This window comes from Mobilitalea sibirica, assembly GCF_015999265.1.
In the GTDB taxonomy this organism is placed as follows: domain Bacteria; phylum Bacillota; class Clostridia; order Lachnospirales; family Lachnospiraceae; genus Mobilitalea; species Mobilitalea sibirica.
Genome location: NZ_JAEAGR010000002.1, coordinates 299,378 through 320,848, shown reverse-complemented (window position 1 = coordinate 320,848; position 21,471 = coordinate 299,378). Strand labels below are relative to the sequence as shown.

General features: G+C 36.7%; 18 protein-coding genes. 5 read left to right on the top strand and 13 right to left on the bottom strand.

All coding sequences use genetic code 11. From position 1 onward, the window contains the following. Window position 1: 1 nt before the first annotated feature. Window positions 2-1,216 (top strand): tryptophan synthase subunit beta, encoded by a 1,215-nt coding sequence (gene trpB / locus I5677_RS03370; RefSeq protein ID WP_197660147.1) that lies wholly within the window; start codon window positions 2-4, stop codon window positions 1,214-1,216. Between the two features lie 135 nt (window positions 1,217-1,351). Here trpB and I5677_RS03365 read toward each other — a convergent pair whose 3' ends face one another. From I5677_RS03365 to I5677_RS03345, 5 genes are all read right to left on the bottom strand, one after another. Continuing rightward, the gene (locus I5677_RS03365) at window positions 1,352-3,154 is read right to left on the bottom strand and encodes a BCCT family transporter (protein WP_197660146.1); all 1,803 of its coding nucleotides are present in this window, start codon (window positions 3,152-3,154) and stop codon (window positions 1,352-1,354) included. Window positions 3,155-3,431: 277 nt separating this feature from the next. After that, a complete protein-coding gene (locus I5677_RS03360) occupies window positions 3,432-4,457 on the bottom strand; it encodes a sodium:calcium antiporter (RefSeq protein WP_197660145.1) in 1,026 nt (341 codons plus the stop codon). Between the two features lie 357 nt (window positions 4,458-4,814). Continuing rightward, complete coding sequence (locus tag I5677_RS03355; protein WP_197660144.1) at window positions 4,815-5,651, bottom strand: alpha/beta hydrolase; 837 nt, start codon at window positions 5,649-5,651, stop codon at window positions 4,815-4,817. Between the two features lie 60 nt (window positions 5,652-5,711). After that, window positions 5,712-6,134 (bottom strand): MarR family winged helix-turn-helix transcriptional regulator, encoded by a 423-nt coding sequence (locus tag I5677_RS03350; protein WP_197660143.1) that lies wholly within the window; start codon window positions 6,132-6,134, stop codon window positions 5,712-5,714. Between the two features lie 292 nt (window positions 6,135-6,426). Beyond that, window positions 6,427-8,595 carry an alpha-galactosidase gene (locus tag I5677_RS03345; protein ID WP_197660142.1) on the bottom strand — a complete coding sequence of 723 codons (2,169 nt, stop codon included), beginning with the start codon at window positions 8,593-8,595 and terminating at the stop codon, window positions 6,427-6,429. 187 nt (window positions 8,596-8,782) lie between these two features. On the opposite strand from I5677_RS03345, the gene I5677_RS03340 reads away from it, so the two are divergent. Further along, entirely contained in the window at window positions 8,783-9,217 is a 435-nt protein-coding gene (locus I5677_RS03340) for a MarR family winged helix-turn-helix transcriptional regulator (protein ID WP_197660141.1), read from the top strand. A 15-nt stretch (window positions 9,218-9,232) separates the two neighbouring features. Beyond that, on the top strand, window positions 9,233-10,342 hold the full coding sequence (locus tag I5677_RS03335) for an alpha/beta hydrolase (protein ID WP_197660140.1): 1,110 nt from the start codon (window positions 9,233-9,235) through the stop codon (window positions 10,340-10,342). 42 nt (window positions 10,343-10,384) lie between these two features. Here I5677_RS03335 and I5677_RS03330 read toward each other — a convergent pair whose 3' ends face one another. Both I5677_RS03330 and I5677_RS03325 read right to left on the bottom strand, forming a co-directional pair. Beyond that, the gene (locus I5677_RS03330; RefSeq protein WP_243456479.1) at window positions 10,385-10,576 is read right to left on the bottom strand and encodes a hypothetical protein; all 192 of its coding nucleotides are present in this window, start codon (window positions 10,574-10,576) and stop codon (window positions 10,385-10,387) included. Between the two features lie 47 nt (window positions 10,577-10,623). After that, a complete protein-coding gene (locus I5677_RS03325; RefSeq protein ID WP_197660139.1) occupies window positions 10,624-11,562 on the bottom strand; it encodes a tRNA dihydrouridine synthase in 939 nt (312 codons plus the stop codon). A 116-nt stretch (window positions 11,563-11,678) separates the two neighbouring features. Between I5677_RS03325 and I5677_RS03320 the strand changes: the two genes are divergently transcribed. Continuing rightward, entirely contained in the window at window positions 11,679-12,575 is an 897-nt protein-coding gene (locus tag I5677_RS03320) for a helix-turn-helix domain-containing protein (RefSeq protein ID WP_197660138.1), read from the top strand. Window positions 12,576-12,692: 117 nt separating this feature from the next. Here I5677_RS03320 and I5677_RS03315 read toward each other — a convergent pair whose 3' ends face one another. After that, window positions 12,693-15,593 (bottom strand): glycosyl hydrolase 115 family protein, encoded by a 2,901-nt coding sequence (locus tag I5677_RS03315; protein ID WP_197660137.1) that lies wholly within the window; start codon window positions 15,591-15,593, stop codon window positions 12,693-12,695. 267 nt (window positions 15,594-15,860) lie between these two features. Here I5677_RS03315 and I5677_RS03310 point away from each other — a divergent pair, with 267 nt between their 5' ends. Continuing rightward, window positions 15,861-16,502, top strand: a complete 642-nt coding sequence (locus I5677_RS03310; protein ID WP_197660136.1) for an LPXTG cell wall anchor domain-containing protein — start codon at window positions 15,861-15,863, stop codon at window positions 16,500-16,502. A 169-nt stretch (window positions 16,503-16,671) separates the two neighbouring features. On the opposite strand, the gene I5677_RS03305 is transcribed toward I5677_RS03310, so the two are convergent. The 5 genes from I5677_RS03305 to I5677_RS03285 all read right to left on the bottom strand — a co-directional run bounded on the left by I5677_RS03305 (window position 16,672) and on the right by I5677_RS03285 (window position 21,465). Further along, the gene (locus I5677_RS03305; RefSeq protein WP_243456478.1) at window positions 16,672-17,796 is read right to left on the bottom strand and encodes a M28 family metallopeptidase; all 1,125 of its coding nucleotides are present in this window, start codon (window positions 17,794-17,796) and stop codon (window positions 16,672-16,674) included. Between the two features lie 100 nt (window positions 17,797-17,896). Beyond that, the gene (gene larB, locus I5677_RS03300; protein WP_197660134.1) at window positions 17,897-18,658 is read right to left on the bottom strand and encodes a nickel pincer cofactor biosynthesis protein LarB; all 762 of its coding nucleotides are present in this window, start codon (window positions 18,656-18,658) and stop codon (window positions 17,897-17,899) included. Beyond that, window positions 18,651-19,487, bottom strand: coding sequence for an ATP-dependent sacrificial sulfur transferase LarE (gene larE, locus I5677_RS03295; protein ID WP_206762666.1), 837 nt, complete (start codon window positions 19,485-19,487; stop codon window positions 18,651-18,653). Before larE ends, larB begins: the two co-directional genes overlap by 8 nt. After that, window positions 19,471-20,967: a nickel pincer cofactor biosynthesis protein LarC gene (gene larC, locus I5677_RS03290; RefSeq protein WP_197660133.1), complete on the bottom strand. Its 1,497-nt coding sequence runs from the start codon at window positions 20,965-20,967 to the stop codon at window positions 19,471-19,473. The genes larE and larC overlap by 17 nt, the downstream gene beginning before the upstream one ends. Before the next feature lie 93 nt (window positions 20,968-21,060). Further along, on the bottom strand, window positions 21,061-21,465 hold the full coding sequence (locus I5677_RS03285; RefSeq protein WP_197660132.1) for a DUF3842 family protein: 405 nt from the start codon (window positions 21,463-21,465) through the stop codon (window positions 21,061-21,063). Window positions 21,466-21,471: the final 6 nt, after the last annotated feature.

The window sequence follows — 21,471 nt, the reverse complement described above, 5'->3', positions numbered from 1 at the left end:
TATGGACTACAGAACCTACTTAAGAAACTATCCGGATACTAATGGTCGATTTGGTACCTATGGAGGTTCCTATCTTCCGGATGAGCTTATACCGGCATTTGAGGAAATCTCAGAGGCATATCAGACTATATGTCATTCTTCACAATTTATTAGTGAACTGCGAAGAATTCGAAAAGAATTCCAAGGGCGTCCTACCCCTGTCTATCACTGCGAACGTTTATCATCTAGAGTTGGCGGTGCTCAAATTTACTTAAAACGAGAAGATCTGAATCATACCGGAGCACACAAATTAAACCATTGCATGGGTGAAGGACTTTTAGCTAAATTCATGGGTAAGAAACGGCTGATTGCAGAAACCGGAGCCGGTCAACATGGTGTTGCCCTAGCAACTGCTGCTGCCTTCTTTGGCTTGGAGTGTGAGATCCATATGGGAGAAGTTGATATCGCTAAACAGGCACCGAATGTTACCCGTATGAAGATTCTCGGAGCAAAAGTTGTTCCGGTTTCTCATGGTTTAAAAACCCTCAAAGAAGCTGTGGATTCTGCATTTGAATCCTATGCCAAAAATTATAAAGAATCCATCTATTGTATAGGCTCTGCCCTAGGACCTCATCCCTTCCCTTTGATGGTACGGGACTTTCAATCCGTGATAGGCTATGAAGCTAAGGATCAATTTAAGGAAATGACCGGTTTATTGCCGGATGTTGTCTGTGCTTGTGTCGGGGGCGGAAGTAATGCAGCAGGTATGTTTATTCCGTTCCTTGAGGAACCTGTCGATATTATTGGTGTTGAGCCTTTAGGTAGAGGCTCTAACTTGGGAGATCATGCAGCTTCGATGTCATACGGTGAAAAAGGAGTCATGCACGGATTTGAAAGTATTATGCTAAAGGATGATAAAGGTGAGCCGGCTCCGGTTTATTCCATTGCCAGTGGTCTGGATTATCCATCCGTTGGACCGGAACATGCCTTCTTACGAGACTTAGGTAGAATCGAGTACCAATCTGCAACCGATGACGAAGCCGTGGAAGCTTTCTTCCTACTTTCAAGACAAGAAGGTATTATTCCTGCTCTGGAAAGCTCACATGCGGTTGCCTATGCAATGAAGAAAGCAAAAGAAATGAAACAAGGATCTATTCTAGTTAACTTAAGCGGACGTGGAGACAAAGATATAGATTATGTGGTAGAACATTATAGCTATGGAGAACAATATCAATAATTTATTAGAACCATTGAAATTCTTACATATAATCTAAGGTAAATATAATGTTGAATTGATATAAGTTAGGGTCTGTTGCAAAATGGATAAGCTTCCCAAGCTTCCTTTTGAAACAGACCCTTGTCTTATATCTATTTAATTGTTTCTCTCTTTTTCATCAATCAAGGCATCATCATGCACTGCCTGTTCAATCACTTCGTTGATCAAATGTTCGTTCTTTACCTGCTTCACTTTCTTTCTGACAATCTCTTCAATCTCAAATTCCTTCTTAAGACCTGCCCCTAGAGAATAGATCATCATTAAAACAATTAGTGCAAATGGAAGCCCTGTAATAATAGATGCCGTTTGTAATGCATTCAAACCACCACCAATCAGAAGTGTTGCCGCTACAACGCCCTCCATAACAGCCCAAAAGATTCTTTGAGGTATTGGCGAATCCAGTTTACCACCTGATGTCAGATGATCCACAACTAACGAACCGGAATCGGAAGAGGTCACAAAGAAAACAGTGACTAAAATGATTCCGACACTCGAAAGCATCTGGGTCCACGGTAAATTTTTCAACATAGCAAAAAGCGCCAATGAGACATCGTCTTTAACGACCGTTACAAGGTCTGAAATTCCATTCATCTGTTGAAAGATAGCTGTTCCTCCGAATGTAGCCATCCATAGAAAAGAAAGTAATGTAGGTATCAGCATTACACTAAGGATAAATTCACGTACGGTTCTTCCCTTGGAGATACGCGCGATAAACATTCCTACGAAGGGTGACCAGGAGATCCACCAAGCCCAGTAGAAAACAGTCCATCCCCCCTGCCAATTCGTTCCCTTAAAGGTTTCTGTCCACATGCTCATCTCGATAAGATTGGATAGATAAAACCCTAGATTCTGTGAAAAACCACTCAAGATATATACCGTAGGACCGGCTATAAGTATAAATATCAGGAATATGCCTGCTAACACCATATTGATTTCACTTAATCGCTTCACACCGCCATCCAGTCCCAGAACAACAGAAGTTGTTGCAAATCCTGTGATGACAACAACCAGAATAACCTGTACGGTCGTACTGATATTAATTCCAAAAAGATAATTCAATCCTGCATTTACCTGGGCAACACCGAGTCCCAAGGATGTTGCAAGACCGGTAAGTGTTGCAAGAACGGATAAAACATCAATTACGTTCCCCCACAAACCATATATCTTGTTTCCGATAATCGGGTAGAATATAGAACGGATCGTCAGAGGCAATCCTTCATTATATGCAAAGAATGCCAAAGCTAATCCAACTATGGCATAGATTGCCCATGGATGTAAGCCCCAATGGAAAAAGGTGGTTGCCATAGCTGCTTGTGCTGCTTGTGCAGGTTGTGAAGCTATATCTCCAAACATAGGGGAAGGAGCCCCAAGATGTGTAATCGGTTCTGCTACACTCCAGAATAAAAGACCTATACCCATCCCGGCACTTAAAAGCATCGCAAACCAACCAAATTTGCTGAATTCAGGTTGTGCATCACTGCCTCCAATCTTAATATTCCCATATTTACCAAATGCTAAAACTAAGGCAGCAATTACAAAAATATTAGCAGCTACTATAAAAAACCATCCGGTATTAAGTGTAATGCTTTCCATAACTCCTGCAAAAAAGCTTTCCGCTCTGTTAGGAAATATTAAGGTAAGACTGATAAACAACACCAGAAACAAAACAGAAAAAATCGTAACCTGTGGGTGTAAATCGAATCCGTATCCTGCCCAGTTGTTTTCTCCGGGTTCTTGCTTACCATTCTTGTCAAATAGCGATACTGTCGGTCGTATCTGCAGTCCTTTAAACGGCGGCCTTTCCTTAATTGCTTTCTTTCTCGCTTCTTTTTCAGCCTTTTTTAATTTTTTGGCCAGTTCCTGTTTTGTCAAACGTTCTTTTCTTTGTTCATCATTCATATTAAGCCTCCATGTTATCATACTTTTATATAAATATTTCCTTGTTGTATAAACTTAGCAAAATAGGTCATCTATTGATTATAAAATACAAACATACTCTTTTCCAAAATTTCATAGTAAATTCTATATATTCATAAATATATATCGATATAGAAAGGGAGAACTATCATATTAATGGTTACGAATATTTGTTTCAGCATATGTTATCATATATCAAATTCAATTTAATTATTACAGTACTCTAAAGACCTTGACTTTTCTTTTATAAAAGCTAGATTCATGTATAATTTAATAACAAGTATATCAAATAAATTGCTAATAATGTACTACCCTCTTTTTTTGTAATCTCTACCTTTTTCCCCCCTAAAAAGATGTGAAAAAAAACTAATGCAACTACCATCGTAGGAATTTGAAGCTTATAAAAATTTATAGGAACAGCTAGTCCGGCTCGAGTCACTGCCGCCGAACTACCTACTACAAATAGCGCATTTAAGATATTCGCTCCTACAACGTTACCGATAGCAAGTTCTCCATGTCCTTTTTTCACTGCGGTTATAGCAGTAACCAATTCAGGCAAACTAGTACCTAATGCGATTAAAGTAGCCGCAATTACACTTTGAGGGATGCCGATACGAATCGCAGTTATTTCAACGGCTGGAATTAGTATTTTCGATGAACCGATCACTAATATAATTCCGAATAATAATTTTATTAATTGTAGAATTAACGGACTTTTTTCTTCGACTAATAAAGTATCTGTTCCATTATTTTTCTCAATTGCTATGTTTACTTTTGAAGAAGCTTTCGACCATTGCACAGATAGATACACATAGAAAGCTAAAAGTACCAGAAACAGGCATCCAACCCATTGGCTTATAACTCCTCTCCCTCCTGATAGAAAGGGCAGACACATAAATGCAAGTAAAAGACCCGCCCATATCTGAATTTTACCCTGTCGTTTGTAGACAAGCTTATCTACCGGAAGGTGTCCCATCAGGGAAGCTAGTCCAATGATAAGACCCGTATTAGCAATGATCGATCCAATTGCATTACCTAATGCAAGGTCAGGGTTTCCATTAATTGCAGCCATAACTGATATTGTAGTCTCCGGAAGCGTAGTACCTAGAGAGACAATTGTAGCTCCGATAATCATTTTAGAAACACCCCAGTGTAAAGAGAGACTGACCGCCTGATCTACAAGAACATCTGAACCTTTACTTAATGTAAACAACATTACTGCGATAACCAGTAACAATACTATGATTGGAAACGAAATTAGATAATTATAAATAAATGCATCCAAACCAAACAATTCCTCCTACTGTATGATTGTATTAATGTATCAGGCTAAGCAAATAATAAGAGACTCTATAAAAATATAAGCCATTAAAAAAGCTCATACAATTTATAGAGTCTCACCAGACACATAGCCATGAAAACCGATATACGATTGCTTATGTAGTGTAAATTGACTCTATATCAATCATATCATAACACAACTTTTGTTTCCACATAATTTTAAAATTACAATAAAATTCCATTAAGTATATATTGTTTTAAATACTTAAAGCAAATAGTATGAAATAATATTGCATATGTTCTTAATAACAATCTAAAATCATCTCTTTATAAAACTACTAACATTGTACCTGTGAGTAATTTAATTTCTATTAAGCCACTCCAATATTCGATTCACTATCTCCATATATCTTTGTCCTACTAGCAACCCTGTATGTGTTGTATTCCAAAATCCCGTATATTCACCATTAAGGTGCTTTGCTTCTACCAATCCCCGTCTGTCATCTTCAGTACTGTTTACAGATTTTATAACCAACGCTGGACATGCAATCAATCTACTGTCAACAGAAATCCCATCAATTCCTTTAATCCAACAACCACAACTTAAAAATGCTTTTGACGATTCTATAGAAAGGTATTTTCTTTGAAAAATGATATCCTCCTCTGTTTCGTCCATACTGCTGCATTCTGAGCGCTCCGGAGCAGGTACGATGTCTCCTAGTGTATTATCGTATAGGTCTTCATAGGGACATATCTTATTGACTTCTCTACTTATACAGGAATCAATTAGAACCATACCTGAGAACCTCTCCGTTTCTGCTAGTTTTTGGCAAAGTATTCCGCCCAGGCTAAAGCCTATAACAATCGGGGCTTTACCACACTCTTCTCTTACTAAGGTACTAATCTCTTTGATATCCTCGATATAATCTCCAAAGGATATCCTTGTCATGTCCATTACTCTGCTTTTATAATGACTTCGAAGATTCATTACATAGCATCTCCATCCTGCTTCGATGAAAAGGGGAATGTATTTACTCCACATCCAACTCCCGGTGTAAGCACCATGCACAAAAAGAAGAGGAGGCCTTTTTATCGTTTCCTTCTTATTAAGTTTACCCTCATATATCTCTAAAAACAAATCATTCTCTCCAATATGTTTTTCAGTGTGAGGCGGTAATAATTTAGTGTAATCTTTCATACGGTATTCCCATCCTTTCTATTGATTTTAGTTTGATGTCAAACTATATATGTAAAAATTTTATAAGTTCTGATCAATCTTACTTAAAATTCGGATTAGTTCCTCTTTCTCTTCTTGTGAGATGTTTAAGTAAAAGACCTCCAAAACCTTATGTGATATCGCTTCAAATATCGGCTTTAATTCATACCCATTTGATGTCAAGGTTACGTATACAACTCTGGAATCTCCTGTATCTCTCTCCTTTGTAACATATCCAAGCCTTACTAATTTGTTAATTAACGCAGTAACTGTTGACTTATCCTTAGATATTTTGTCTGCTATCTCAGCCATCGTCATTTTCTGGTTTTGAAAAAGAGCATAAATAATATCTCCATGTGAAACTACGATTCCATCGATCCCACTATGAGAGAGTTCCGATACTATAAACCCATTCACCTTCTGTCTTATTCTCGATATTAATGATATTACATCTCTTGTTTTCATGAGCTCATTATAGTTTTATATCAAACTATTGTCAAGCAATTTTCTATTATATTACTTTTTTATTTCAATAAATCCCACTCTAAAATTTTAAACTGCCACTAAGCTAAAGCTTACTGGCTTCTTGCTTCAACGTCCTAGCAACCTACTAGCTCCACTTTCAATATATTCTGACATGCATTTATATCTCAGTTATGTTCTGTATCGCATACAGAACATGATACAGAAAGAAGGTATAGTTTACAGCAAATAACCATACCTCCTTCCTATTGTCTTATATTGGAGACTCTTTGTATCATTCTACAGCTGTAAGATGATATATTCTTGCTTGATAATCTCCTCTCTCCATTTCAATTGGAAATCCCATATACATTAATACATCTCCGGAAACAGCCATATCACTGGCATCAATTCTATATTTTGTATCAGGGTCCAGACCCTGTAATAAAATAGATGGCATAGGATAGCTTGCCCGTGTTAATACCTGTACAAATGTAACTATGGCTTCTTTTTTATCTTTTGAAACAACTTCATAACAATCATAATAATGATTACTTTTAAAGGAAGCGATTCTATAATAATCTCCTTCTCTAACTAAATCATTGTATTTATGATACATTTCTACTTGTTTTGGAATAGCCTTTCTATCATCTTCAGATATTTTTGTTACATCCAATTCATAACCAAAGGTACCGGCCAGAGCAACTATTCCGCGGGTATCAAAAGGAGTTGTTCGTCCGGTTACATGATTGGGACAGTCAGAAACATGCGCTCCAATCGTAGACAATGGATAAATCAAAGCAGTACCTTCTAATATAGCAAGTCTTTCAATAGCATCGGTATCATCAGAACACCAAATCTGTGGGCTATAATATAGCATACCCGGATCAAATCTAGCTCCGCCGCTTGAACAGTTCTCCAGTAACAGGTTTGGAAATTCATTCATTAATCTTTCCTGTAACTCATAAACTGCAAGCATATATCTGTGGTATAACTCGCCTTGCCTGTCTGATGGAAGTCCCAGACTTCCCAGATCTGTAAGCGGTCTGTTCATATCCCATTTTACATATTCTACATTGGCACTTCGAAGTACCTTGGCAATGCTTTCATAGGTATGTTCCAGTACCTCTCTTCTGGTAAGATCAAGAACAAGCTGGTTTCTTACAAGTCCCGGAGCTCTATCCGGTACCTGAATTGCCCAGTCCGGATGTTCCCGATATAAATCCGAATCAGGTGAAACCATCTCCGGTTCAAACCACATACCAAACTTCATGCCAAGTTTATTCACTTCATCAACCAGATATTTGAGTCCCCCTTTAATTTTTTCTTCATTTACAAACCAATCACCCAGGGAACGATTATCATCAAATCGATTACCAAACCATCCATCATCAACAACCAACATCTCAATTCCAAGTTCAGAAGCCTGTTTGGCTATACTAAGAAGTTTATCCGTATCAAAATCAAAATAGGTCGCTTCCCAATTATTAATCAATATCGGGCGCTTCTTATTCTTATACTTACCTCTGATTAGATGTTTCCGATATAGATTATGCAGATTCCTAGTCATTCCTCCAAGACCTTCACCGGAATAAACCATAACAACCTCAGGAGCTGTAAACACTTCATTTTCATTTAGTTTCCAGCAGAAATGATAAGGATTAATTCCCATAACCATACGTACTGAATTAAGTTGAGTAACTTCACATTGCGTCTCAAAATTACCGGAATATACAAAGTGCATTGCATATACTTCACCCATGGTCTGTGAGGTTCCCGGGGTCGTTAGTGCCAGAAAAGGATGATCCTGTTGTCCTGTTTCACCCCTTTCGGAAAACACACCCTGTCTTCCATAACCAATCTTCTTTGTCTGTATATGACGTTCTCTTGCCCAAGATCCATGAAGGGTTAACATCTCAAACTCCTTATAAGGCATATCAAGGCAAGCCGAGAGAACCTTCGTTAGGTAAACCGGTTTTTCTGAAGTATTTTTTATTTTCACGCTTCTAGTTATGATATCAATATCATTAAATACGGTATAAATTAATATAATATCCAGTTTTATAATAGGGTCGTGCATTGTTATCTCAAGTGTTTTACAACTCTTCTCATCTGCATAAGTGGCAGGAAGACCTTCTAGTTTTGGTTTTCCTTCATATATTACATGAGATATATAACCTATTTCTAATGAATTGTAGCCCTCCTCGGTTCGTATCTCCAGACAATGCTCCCTGAAATCTCCAATGCCGCCTGTGGGGTACTCCATCCAAACACTATCCATGAACCATGTTTTATTTTTCGCCGATAACATAGGTAAGTTAAAAGTAATATCCGATCCCTTTAATTTTTTTCCATAATAAATGTGAATCAAATAACCAAAATGATCTGCTACCCCCATACAGTAACTGGTATTTGGTGTATCCAGTTTAAAAACCTTTTGTTTCTCATCAAAAAAGATGCTCATACCAACCTCCCTAAGTAATATTCATTCATTTTACATATAAACCCAGATAAATTGCACCTATTTACCGATCATATCTTATGAAATAATATATATAAAAGTATACATTTACCGGATCGGCTTGACAATAAAATGTTATTAGTTTATATTCTAATTAGCATTCTAATTAATGTCAACAAGGAGATTAATTATGACAGAAAACAAGCGCTTACATACTGCTTTAATCGGTAGTTCTGCAGCACATAAAAAATGTAGTATGCATGAATTCCAAAAGTTAAACTTAACCACCGGACAGCCAAAGGTCCTGTCCATATTGTATCAGAATGAGGGATATCTACAAAAAGAATTAGCCCTACGAAGCCATGTAGAGCCTGCTACGATGACTTCCATCCTTAACAAAATGGCGGAAAAAGGACTAATATACAAAAAAACAGTATCGGTATCCGGTGGAAAAAGAGCATATGCTATTTATCTGACCGAAGAGGGACGAGAAATGGCTACAAAAGTTATCAAAATAGTTGACGATATGGAAAATATCAGTTTTAAAGGCTTTCATGATTATGAGAAGCAGCTATTAATTGATTTATTGAACCGTATCCAAACGAATCTGGAAGAAAACATATAAAGGGAGATCAATCATATGAAAAAAACTTTTTTTATTATGCTAATAGCATTCTCAATTTTATTAGCTGCATGTACGAAAAAAGATAGTTCTACAGAAGATTCTACGACTACAAATCAAAATGATAATAAGGAGAACATCACCTTGGAAGAAGAGTCCACACAAGAAATGAAAAATGATGAAGAAGATATTAAGGAAACACCTCTTCAAGAAAATACAACTGTCGAAACTCCTACGGATGACGTTTTAGAGGAGGAAGCAATTGAGTTTACTGTATCAATCAGTGATACGATTCCTTCCGAATATCTTACTATGAGAAAAGCAGAATATGGAACGATTGAAGAAATCTCCTATAAGACTTATGACTATTTCGGTGACGGTTCTGAAATCACGAAAAATGCTTATGTATATCTGCCATATAATTACGATGAAAGCAAGCAGTATAATGTGCTTTATCTAATGCATGGTATTGGTGGAACTGAAAGGGAATGGGGTATGTATAATGACTCTTCCCAGGTAAAAATTATGATGGATAATCTGATCTACAATGGTGAAATTAATCCCTTTATCATAGTTACTCCGAATGGACGTTCCAGTGCTGAATTTGCCAACGCAGGCTCCGATTATAATTCCTTTTATTTGTTTGGTAAGGAACTGCGCAATGATTTAATTCCTTATATAGACAGTAATTATGCTACCTATGCAGAATACGATGAAAACGGCTATGACTTAACCGCAGCCCGTGATCATAGAGCCATGGCAGGCCTTTCCATGGGTGGAATGCAGACCATCAATATTGGTATATGCGAAAGTCTGGATATTATCAGTTACTTTGGAGCTTTTTCTGCCGCTCCAACTTCCTATCCCGCTTCAGAGATTGCAACAAAACTGAAAGAATTTTCGGATTATGACATTCGTTACTTTTATAATATATGTGGAACCGAAGACAGTATAGCAATCGCCAGCGCATCTTCAGCCGTTGATTCTCTTGACTCTTTAACTGAAAAAATAACAGAAGATAAAAACTTCACATGGCAGAAAGTCAGCGGAGGTCATGCCTTTGACGTATGGTATCTTGGATTTTATAACTTTGCACGGATAGCTTTCCAAGATCAGATCAATGAATGATGGTACGCCATCAATGAACAGACTACCAGTTCAAGACCATTTTCACCTTCTCATTGCTAAGTAGTGTGGAACATACCTTGGATTAAGATTTTGTTTGGAGAACACTATTCCATTGGAGAATTCACTGGAAGCGACAAATGCCTTTTTAATAAAGCCGGCTGCCGCTTCCAGAATATTATAGGTGATTATCATATTATTTTGAAAGTTCTCTTCATTTGGATGGCTGTATGCCATAGGAATTGCCGCAAGATGAACTACAGCATCTGCTTCTCTAATATTTTTTATTCTTCTAATAAGGTCTGTTCTTCAAACAAACTTGCAACCGCTTCCTCGTAATCTGTTAATTTTGTTGCTTTTTTAATTTTCTTGGCATATTTTTCATTATTCGAAAATACAGAAATCATAAAGACCCATATTTCTTTCATTTTAAACAAAATATTTCTATCTCCAAATAAAGTATTCTTATATTCTTCATAAATCTGATTATGAAATGCTTTTAGTTCATTTTTATCGAGTTTTACATTATTTTTAATATCTCTGACGAGACCAGGATTAATAATTAATCCTCTGCCTATCATTATAGTATCTACCTCAGGGAAATTATTGATAAACGTCCGGTAATCTTTAAATGTGAAAATATCACCGTTATAGCAAATCGGATTTTTACTTAAAGTTAAGGCGTCTTTAAAAATCTCCAGATTGGGTTTATTTTTATAAAAGTCTTTTTGTATTCTTGGATGAATAATAAGCTCTTTCAATGGATATTTATTAAATATCTTTATAATCTTATAGAATTCCTCCGATTGATCAACACCGATTCTGGTTTTTATTGATATTTTCGTAACGGATGCAGTAAAAACTTCATCTAAAAACACATCAAGCTCATCTCTAAATGATAAAAAGCCGGCTCCCCTTTTCTTTGCTACGACGGTTCCCGAAGGGCATCCCAGATTTAAATTAATCTCATCATATCCCAATTGCTTCAGATTCTTCGACATATGAATAAAGTCGTCGGCATGATTGGTTAACAGTTGCGGAATTATTGAGATACCTTGATTATTCTCAGGCATAATATCCTTCCATTCTCTTGTTTTAAAGCTTCTCTGGCTCGCTACAATAAATGGTGAAAAGTATTTATCAACATGATTAAAATAGATATTGTGAGCATTTCTATAGATGTATCCGGTTAATCCTTCCATCGGTGCAAAGTAAAATTTCATGATTATGGCTCCTTTAATATTCACATTTCGTATATTATCTTTATATCGCCACGTGCCTTGACGCTCAGTTACGATTATGATAACATATTTGAAATATATTTCACAAGGAGGTTTCTATGACGAACAAAAGATCTTATGTAGATTATATTGATACTGTTCCATATATTGCCCATAAAAAGACAACCGGTAATGCCAGTTATCCTTATCACCGTCATAATGCCTGTGAAATTTTTCTTTTCCTACAGGGAAATGTTCGTTTTTATATAGAAAAATCATGCTTTAGACTATCTCCAAATGATTTGTTTATTTTAAATCCGGATGAAATGCACCGTCTGGTTTGTGACGATAACTCCTGCTATGAACGCATAACAATTAACATTACAAAAGGCTACATGGAGCACCTGTCACAAGCAGGTATTAATCTATCTACTAGTTTTTATCAACGCCCTCTCGGAAAGAATAATATTATACCTATGACTACAGAACAAGCGCAGGAATTTATTCACTTGGCGCATTGCTTACAAAATACCATAAACAATCATGAATTTGGTTATCCGATTAAAAGAGATGCCTATGCTTCTCTCCTTCTATTATTGATACACAATCTGTTTTGCCAAACAACGAATTCTTATACCAACATCATGCCTGATTACATATATGAAACCATGCAATTTATTGAACAACGCCTAGATGAACCGATTAATCTTGCTCTTTTAGAGAAGCAGTTTCACCTAAACGGCAACTATTTAAGTCAGGAATTCAAAAAACATACAGGAATTACTCTACGCGCTTTTTTACTTGACCGTAAGCTTTCTCGGGCTAAATCCCTTTTGTCAGAAGGAAAAAACGTTACGGAGACTTGTTATTTATCCGGCTTTAATGATTATGCCAATTTTATTCGTAGCTTTTCAAAAGCAGAAGGAATCTCTCCCGGAAAATATAAGAAAATTCATTACACTTCCAATCTTGATACCTCAAAGGAGTATCTCAAACAAAACGAACCGGCAAGCTAATACAGTTGTCAGATATCAAAGGGGCTGTTTCAAAATAAACAATGGGAATATAATTTACCTCCGGTAAAATCATATTCCCCGTTTAACTATTTTGAAACAGCTCCTTCAAAAATTATATTACTTTTTGCCTACATAATAGGTCTCAGTCGGTCCTAAATAGCTCTCTGCAGGCTTCTTACCAACAGGATAAATCACCAGTTTTTCCAATACAAATCCGGGACTCACTGCATATATTCTTAATTTATTCTGCCCTGCACTTAAGATCACTTCACTGCTATTACGTCTAATATTATTCAGTACTCCGGATTCCCAATAACGATTATGATCTCCTACGATCTGTCCCTTGGGAATGGTATTGATTAAATCAATCTGTCCGTCATTTGCCTGAACGCCATAATAGATTGTATTTTCCTTCGTTACCGGATTAGAAGGCTGCATATAAAGTTCTACTTCATAGGTTCCGGCTTCGCTTACCACAAGCTGATACTCTAAGTACGGTGCATCCTGACCGGCTGTAAAATACGAAGTAGTCGGAAATACCTTCATTGCAGATAAGGTTTTACCGAAGCCTTTGATTACCTCAAAACCGGCTGCTTTTTCTGTTTGCACTTGTGTGCTATCCTGCTTTGCAACATAGTGTTCTGCTTCAATGGATATATAACCGCTGGTTTCTATAAATGTTTTTTCCGGCAAACCACTAACTTTTGGCTGCTCGGCATCCACAATAATCGTACAGGTTCCGCTTGGAATCTTTACCACGATATTAGCTTGGGTCTCATTGTTCATTTTAGCTCGATCAATTTGAACCATGATCTTTTCTGCCGCTTTGTTTTTACCATCCAAAACTCCCTTATCACGGGAACATGATAACCAAGGAACCTGGCAGGTAATCTCATAGGAAGCATCTAAATCACTTACACTGGTAATAGTAAAAGAAGCCTCCGTAATATTCGGCTGTTTAAAGTCATTCAGATAAAGTTTATTCGGAAGCCATGGGCTGCCCTCCGTACGTTGCTCGGTGCCATCCAAAGACACAATTAACCTGTTCTTTCTGGTAGGCATTACTTGCATTAAGATAGGGTACTTACATTCATCCTCATTCCAACGAACAAAACCAATATGCTCCGATAACCCCATGCCATACCATTTACCGTTATCCATGGTGTGGTATTCATCAACAAGCTCCTGATCTCTCTTCATACAAGCTTTGATTTGCTCAGACAGCTGATTCGCTTCCATACTGTTAAGTTTTGCTGCGTAATGATTCTTGCCGGCTAAAAGCTGCATCTTCTGTAGATTTAAGTTACCCATTGCCGGATAATATACTAAGGAGAAGAAGCCGGGCATCGCCTCATCACTCATCTTCTTATATAATTCATCTGCTTTCTTCATTAACTGTTCAATCTGTGCCAGAAGTTTATCGGTTTCCTGATAATTCACCGGATGGTAAACATCTGCATTCATTGCCTCCGGTTTACGATTATGAGCAATTTTTGTATAACCGTTTATAATATCATATATTTTTTCTAGATCAGCCTCTTCTAAGATACCTCCGAATTGCTTCTTAATCCAAGCTCTGGTATATTCCTCTGTCTTATTAATGGCATTTGTTCCCCATTGATCAAAATCATAAGCTAAATCAAGAAAATATGCTAAAGGAAATTCCTGCGTACAAAGGTCACCAACATTTACCACCCAAAGATCACGAATTCCAAAATCATAGGCCATACTCATCTGTTCCCATACCTTGGGCAAATAGGAACTGTTAATCCATTCCCAAGATATCGGCCCGCCATGATAATCAAAATGATAGTACATACCATAGCCGCCCTTATGAGAACGCATTTCTTCTGTTGGTAAAGTACGTAAATTACCAAAGTTATCATCACAAAGCATTAATATTACATCTTCTAATTCTTCACAACCAATCAATCCCTGTGTCGTTTCATCCCCATAGAAAAATGGTTCTACCTCTTTATACAGAGCTAACATTCTGGGTACTTTTTCAAGATCAGGGTTAACATGTTCTTTAATTAAACGATTTTGTGTTCGCAATACATCACGAAGCAGTTCAATATTGTCTGCAAATGTAAATTCTTTACCCATAATAGCCGTATCAGCCTCTCCACGCATCCCGACTGTAATTACATTCTCAAACTTTCCGCTTCGTTTCAGACCATCTGCCCAAAAGCGAGTAATGCCTTCTTCATTGGTTCTGAAATTCCATGCATCACCATAAATAGAGTCTTTTCCTCTTAAGTACTTGTACTCCTCTCCCTGACGAAGACAGGGTTCGTGATGGGACTTACCGATTACTACACCCAGTTCATCTGCCAGTTCAGCATTTAGAAGTCCCGGGCCATCATCATAAAATCTGGCGGACCACATGGCCGGCCATAGATAATTTCCTTTTAAACGAAGTAACAGCTCAAATACATGCTCATATGCTTTCGCATTAAAGCCACCGAAATTTTTATGACACCAGTTTCCAAAAGCAGGCCACTCATCATTAATGAAAAATCCTCTATAACGGACCGAGGGCTCTTTTGATACATACCTGTAACCGTCCTCTAAAACAAATTCATCTTGATGCATTGGTTTCACATCATTCCAGTCTACATAAGGTGAAACCCCCAAAAGCTCTGATAAATGGAACAGACCGTAAATGGTTCCTCGTTTATCACTTCCTGCAATAATAAGCGCTTTATCTACTCCTTCCCAAGGAGCATCTATACTTTGAAATAAAAATACTTCGTTCTTTCCTCTGATTTCCTCCAGATCAATCAATCTCTGTTCTGACATACGATCCAAAATAGGACTCCGATCTATTGTTCCATAGATAACCGGACAGGAGGCCAATTGTTCGATTCCTTCTGCTTGTTTAGGAGTTACACCAAAAACCAAGTCTATATCGTGCAGTACCTTCTCAGCGATTTTGTGAACTCCACTATAACCTTCCTTTTCCTTAAGAAAAAATGCGTTTTCAGTTAATATTCTCTGATTAATAGTAAAACCCATGTCTTCCTCCTTAGAATTCGATATTCACGCCTATTTACCTACGTGTGTAATACCTATATTATAGCATCATTTCATAAAATTGTCTTGCTTTAAATCAGAATAATATTGCGTAGAATCAGAACTGTATCATTTTAATACGGGATATAGATAGATCAAATAATAAATGATCAACGGTTGAACGCTTATCCTGATAAATATTTATTGACAATTATTTTATAAATTTTGTATAATATTAACATTAATAACAATTTATGGGAGGTATTATTTATGAAGAAAGTATTATCGTTGGCTTTAGCTCTTTCTATCGTTGTATTTGGCAGTAGTTTAGCTGCATCCGCAGCTGAAATCTCACTTGCTACAGATAACCTTGGTCGTGGTGCCGGGGACTCTACAGTAGTAGCAAACGATGATGGTTCCATTACAACAGCAACTTCTAACATCTCTTTCTATCTTCCGGAAGCAGTAAAAGCCGGCGAAACCGTTACTGTTACTATGAAGGGTTCCAGTGATGGAGACTTCAGAGTATGGCTTATCGATGTAAATGAAGTTACAAACTCAAACATTTATCAAATGTCACAAAATGATTTTACATCAGGCGACTTTGATAAGACCTTCGATCTTACTGCTACAGCAGAAGCAACCGAAATCTTCTTTAAAGCACCATCTTGGGATGCAAAAATTAATAATTTAACAATTTCTGAGCTTACAGTTACTAGTAAAGAAGGTGAAGAAGTAGTTGCTGACGATGAAGCTGAAGAAGCTGATGCTGTTGAAGCAGATGTAGTTGAAGCTGAAGCAACTGAATTACCTAAAACAGGCGAAACCTCTAATGCTGTTTTATATATGGCACTCATGGGACTTGCAGCTGTAGGTATCGTTGTATCTAAGAAAAAACTTGTTAAAGAATAATACATAAATTAATAAGTATTTATCGCAGTAAACAGGGCTGTTGCCATAGGGACCTTTAAGAGTTTTCTATGGCAACAGCCTTATATTTTGACTATTAGATGCTTTTTATCTCCATCTGTTTCATTACTTTGATGAATACTTAATAAGTGTAGTAAATTTTTTAATTCTTCTAATTACCGGAATCCTTTGGATGATACGGTATATTTTCATATTTTACGTTTGTTATATCAATTCTCTTCAAATATTCCATTACAAGATGTATGGTATTTTCTAATTCATCAATAGATAGATTTTCTATATCAGAATCCTGCTTTCTGCTTGTTTCCAGATCAAAATGTTCTTGTGTAATCATCATATTAGGTATTTTCACTTTATCAAATGGATAATGGTCGCTTGAGCCCTCCACCTTTACAAAGGTATTAAGCTCAGGAAAAATTTTATGCCATTCTTTTGTCAGGGAATTATTTACTCCTTTCTTTGATGATGGATTTATATTGATATCCTCTGCAAAATATGGTGTTGCAACTACAATCTCTTCTCCATCTCTATATCCTACCATATCAATATTAATACAGCCTACTATCTTACTTAACTCCTCTGAATTCAAGGATGAAACATAATATCTTGATCCCATTAAATATCTTTCTTCCGAACTGAAAAATATAAATCTTAAGGTGTATGGAAGATCAAGATTAGCAGTTAAGCGGGCAACCTCCAACAAAGTTACCACTCCCGATGTATTATCTATAATACCCAGTTCATTCGCTACCGTATCATAATGAGCACTGATTACAAGTACTTTATCCTTGTGTGTACCAACATCTTTCTCTGCTATGACGTTATGTCCTGTGCCAACAACTTCACTATTGTAAGGATTCAAGTCAAAATAATCATTCTTAACAGATGCTTTTAAATCATATTCATATGCCGGAAATTCTTGAATGATACAATGATAACCATAACCCTCCATTAGTTTCATTATATAGTCTGCTGCAAGGCGCTCACTCTCTGTATTCCATTTCCTACTTCCATTTTTTATTAATTCCTGTATTATTTGCTCGATTATCTCAGAGTTAGCTGTTTTGTTTTTCGCAAATACTGTTTCTGAATTAGTATCATGCTCTTGCTTTTCATAAGAGTTATTTGAATGTTTTACATCATCTAACTCGTTTATCAGATCATCCGTTGCATCTGTCTCAAATAATTCTTGATGCACTATATCTTTTTTAACACAGGCTGTTAATACTAGAAAAATCACTATAAATATAATTCCCTTTATCCTCTTTTTTTTCAATGTGTACTCCCTAAATTCAATAAAAAGACTGTCATTTATATGAGTCTTTGGTATCAATAACATTCTTATTGATATCTCGATATTATACCTTGCGTACTTATTATTTCTTGCCTATTATCATATGATTTATAATGCTGGCATTATAGGCAGCTCCAAAGCCATTATCAATGTTGACAACGGATACACCACTGGCACAGCTGTTTAACATCGTCAGCAATGCTGACAATCCATTAAAGTTAGCACCATACCCAACACTGGTTGGAACTGCAATTACAGGTGCAGAGACTAATCCTCCTACCACACTTGAAAGAGCACCTTCCATACCGGCTACAACAATCACGACATTAGCACCTCGAATATCATCTAATCGATTAAATAATCTATGAATTCCTGCGACCCCAACATCTGTGATAACCTTAACTTTATTGCCCAATATTTCAGCAGTTTCTTTTGCCTCCTCCACAACAGATAAATCAGAGGTTCCGGCAGATACTATTGCTATGTAATCATCGGTTTGTTCTATATCTTTTATTCTATAGGTTATGGTTCTGGCTAATTCATTATATTGCATGTTAGGTTGCAATTCCTTAACAGCCTCGTACATTTGACGGGTCGCCCTAGTAGCCAAGATATTATTATTCTTGGAAAGCATGTATCTAATTATCTCTGTTACCTGTTCTAACGTTTTACCTTCACAATAGATAACTTCCGGATATCCAACTCTCATCTCACGATGATTATCGATAACAGCAAAACCTAAATCTTTAAACGGAAGCTCTTCTAACGTCTTTAATGCATAATCAATGCTAACGGTTCCTTTTTTTACCTCTTCCAGTATATTTGTTAATTCTTGTTTATTCATTGCTATCTTCCTCCAGATATGTTTTTCCTGTTAAACTTCCTGTCCGATAACCTTCTAAGTCTAAAGTAACGTATTGAAATCCTATCTTTTTTAATTCTCTGGATATTTCATCCATAAAATCCATGTCAAAAAACTTCAATCTTTTTTCCGGAGCAACTTCAATCCGTGCTAAATTACCATGGGCTCGTACTCTTATCTCAGGTATTCCCCGTTTCATTAGTATTCTCTCGGCTTTTTCTATTTTTTCAAGCACCTTCTCCTCGATTACAGTGTCATGAGGTATTCGAGTCAACAAACATGCATAAGGAGGTTTGTTCCATGTACTTAACTGCATTCTATTAGAGAGTTCTCTTATCTCTTTCTTACCGAGACCACATTCCAGTAGCGGACTTTTTATCTCGAGCTCTTTTAAAGCCTTTAAACCGGGACGATAATCATCCAAATCATCAAAGTTAGTTCCATCCAATACATAATCGAAGCCTTCCATCGAAGCCTTTTGAATAATCTTATTAAAGATAAAGCTTTTGCACAAATAACACCTATCAATGGGATTCGTTAGAATATCTTTTGGAATACCCACTTCTACGAATTCATGTCTGACTCCAAGCTCTTTTGCATAATTAACTGCTTCCTCTAATTCCCATTTGGGTATATAGGGTGATATTACCGTAATAGCCAACACGCGATCTCCAAGACAATCTTTTAATACCTTTAAAAGGAAGGTACTGTCTACTCCACCTGAGAAAGCTATGACCGCATTCCCTAATTCCTTTAGATATTTCGTTAATTCCTCATACTTATTATCTGTATTCTTATTGGTTTGAATCAAGATTTATAATTCCCTCCCTATTGCAGATCTTTTGTGCCTCACAATAAACCTCCTGTATCGGAACATTATGTTCTATCGACAATTTCTTAGCTGCCTCATACTCAATCTTATATTTAATAGTTTCTCCCTTATATAAGGCCAATTTTACAGGTATATCCCCATATTTGGTATTGATATTTTGAATGCTTCGTTGAAACATTTTTTTCTGTACACGATATTTTCTAATCCCAAAGGTTGAGGTTTCATGTAATAGAATTCTTTCCACTTTCGCTACATTTGAACTGTCCGTCAATACACTGATTTTAGTTGCCATGCGCCCTTTTTTCATGGTAATAGGGGTCTTATAGACATCCAACGCTCCTTGTTGAAATAACTTATCTTCAATGTAACTAATAATTTCGGGATTCATGTCATCAATATTCGTTTCCAGGATAAAATTATCTTCATTGATATAATCTTTCTCCTCTTCGTCGATTTCAAGGAGAAATACTCTTAATACATTTGGAATACTAAAGTCTTTTGTTCCCAGACCATAACCGGTTTTTACTATTTTAAATTCAATATTATCCACAAAAGCATCTACCATGGTTTTTAAGATGGCTGCTCCGGTTGGAGTTGTTGCTTCCGAAGTTACTCTACCTATATGGGTGGGTACCTCATGTAATATTTCAACTGTTGCAGGAGCAGGAACCGGAATCATACCATGGGCACAACGAACAAATCCGCTGCCTAATTCAACTGTTGAGGATAATATTCTATCCACATTTAAAAAATCCAAACAGATCGCAGCTCCAACTATATCTACAATAGAATCAACCGCTCCTACCTCATGAAAATGAACCTCTTCTACCGGCATACCATGTACTTTCGCTTCTGCTTTAGCTATACATAGGAAGATATCCTTACTTATTTTTTTTACATTACTGTTTAATTGACTTTTATCGATCAACTCATTTATCATTCTTAAATTTCTATGTTCATGAGAATGCTTATGGGTATGGGCATTCCCAACATGGGCATGTTCCTGTTCAGAGTTTCTCGAATGAGTATCTTCTTGGCTATGATCATAGATATGTTTATGAGCATGTTCATGGGAATAATTTTGAGTATGCTCATGAGAATGTTCATTGCTATGCTCGTGATTATGTCCATGGGTGTGTTCATGAGAATGTTCATGGGTATGTCCTTGAATATGCTCATGGCTATGCTCATGATTATGTCCATGGGTGTGTTCATGAGAATGCTCATGGGTATGTCCCTCAATATGCTCATAAAAATGCTCTTTTAAGAGGACATCCACTTTAGTACCGGTGATGCCCATCTTCTTATCTGTTTTTATTGTCAAAGAAAACTCATCTACAATCAAAAGCTTATTTAATTCCTGTATCAGATATTCTCTATCTACACCCAGATCCAACAATGCTCCTAAATTCATATCCCCGCTAATGCCGGCAAAGCAATCATAATAAAGTGCCTTCATAATAATTTCCTTTCTTTAACTTCTTTTAAATATAATTTTGAATTTTACGTGTACCAGTTCGTCAATCTTATCTTTGAACCACATAATAAATAACTATCGTTCCTTCAACAACTCTATTGCATTATCAACCTGACTTGGTAGCGGCTCACTTCTTACACCTGCAACCTGTATATTGCATCGATTCAATGGTATTAATACTTTTTTAGCCGGACTTTCAGCAATGGCCTTCGCCATTAACGGTGTAAGCTCTCCCAACATTGAATTTGCTGCAACAATTCCAATAGGACCCATAATAGCATCTACTTTCGATGAGTTAAAGATAATCGCATTCTCTCCCGATGCTCCTTCATCCGCTCCGGCCTTTAACATTAAAGTTGTTGCTAGAGCATTGGTTCCAAGTGCAATAATTTCAATCGTATCATTGAATTCATCTCTAAGTTTTTCTACAATTAATTTTCCCATTCCGCCGCCTTGTCCATCTATAACTGCTATTCGCATAATTAT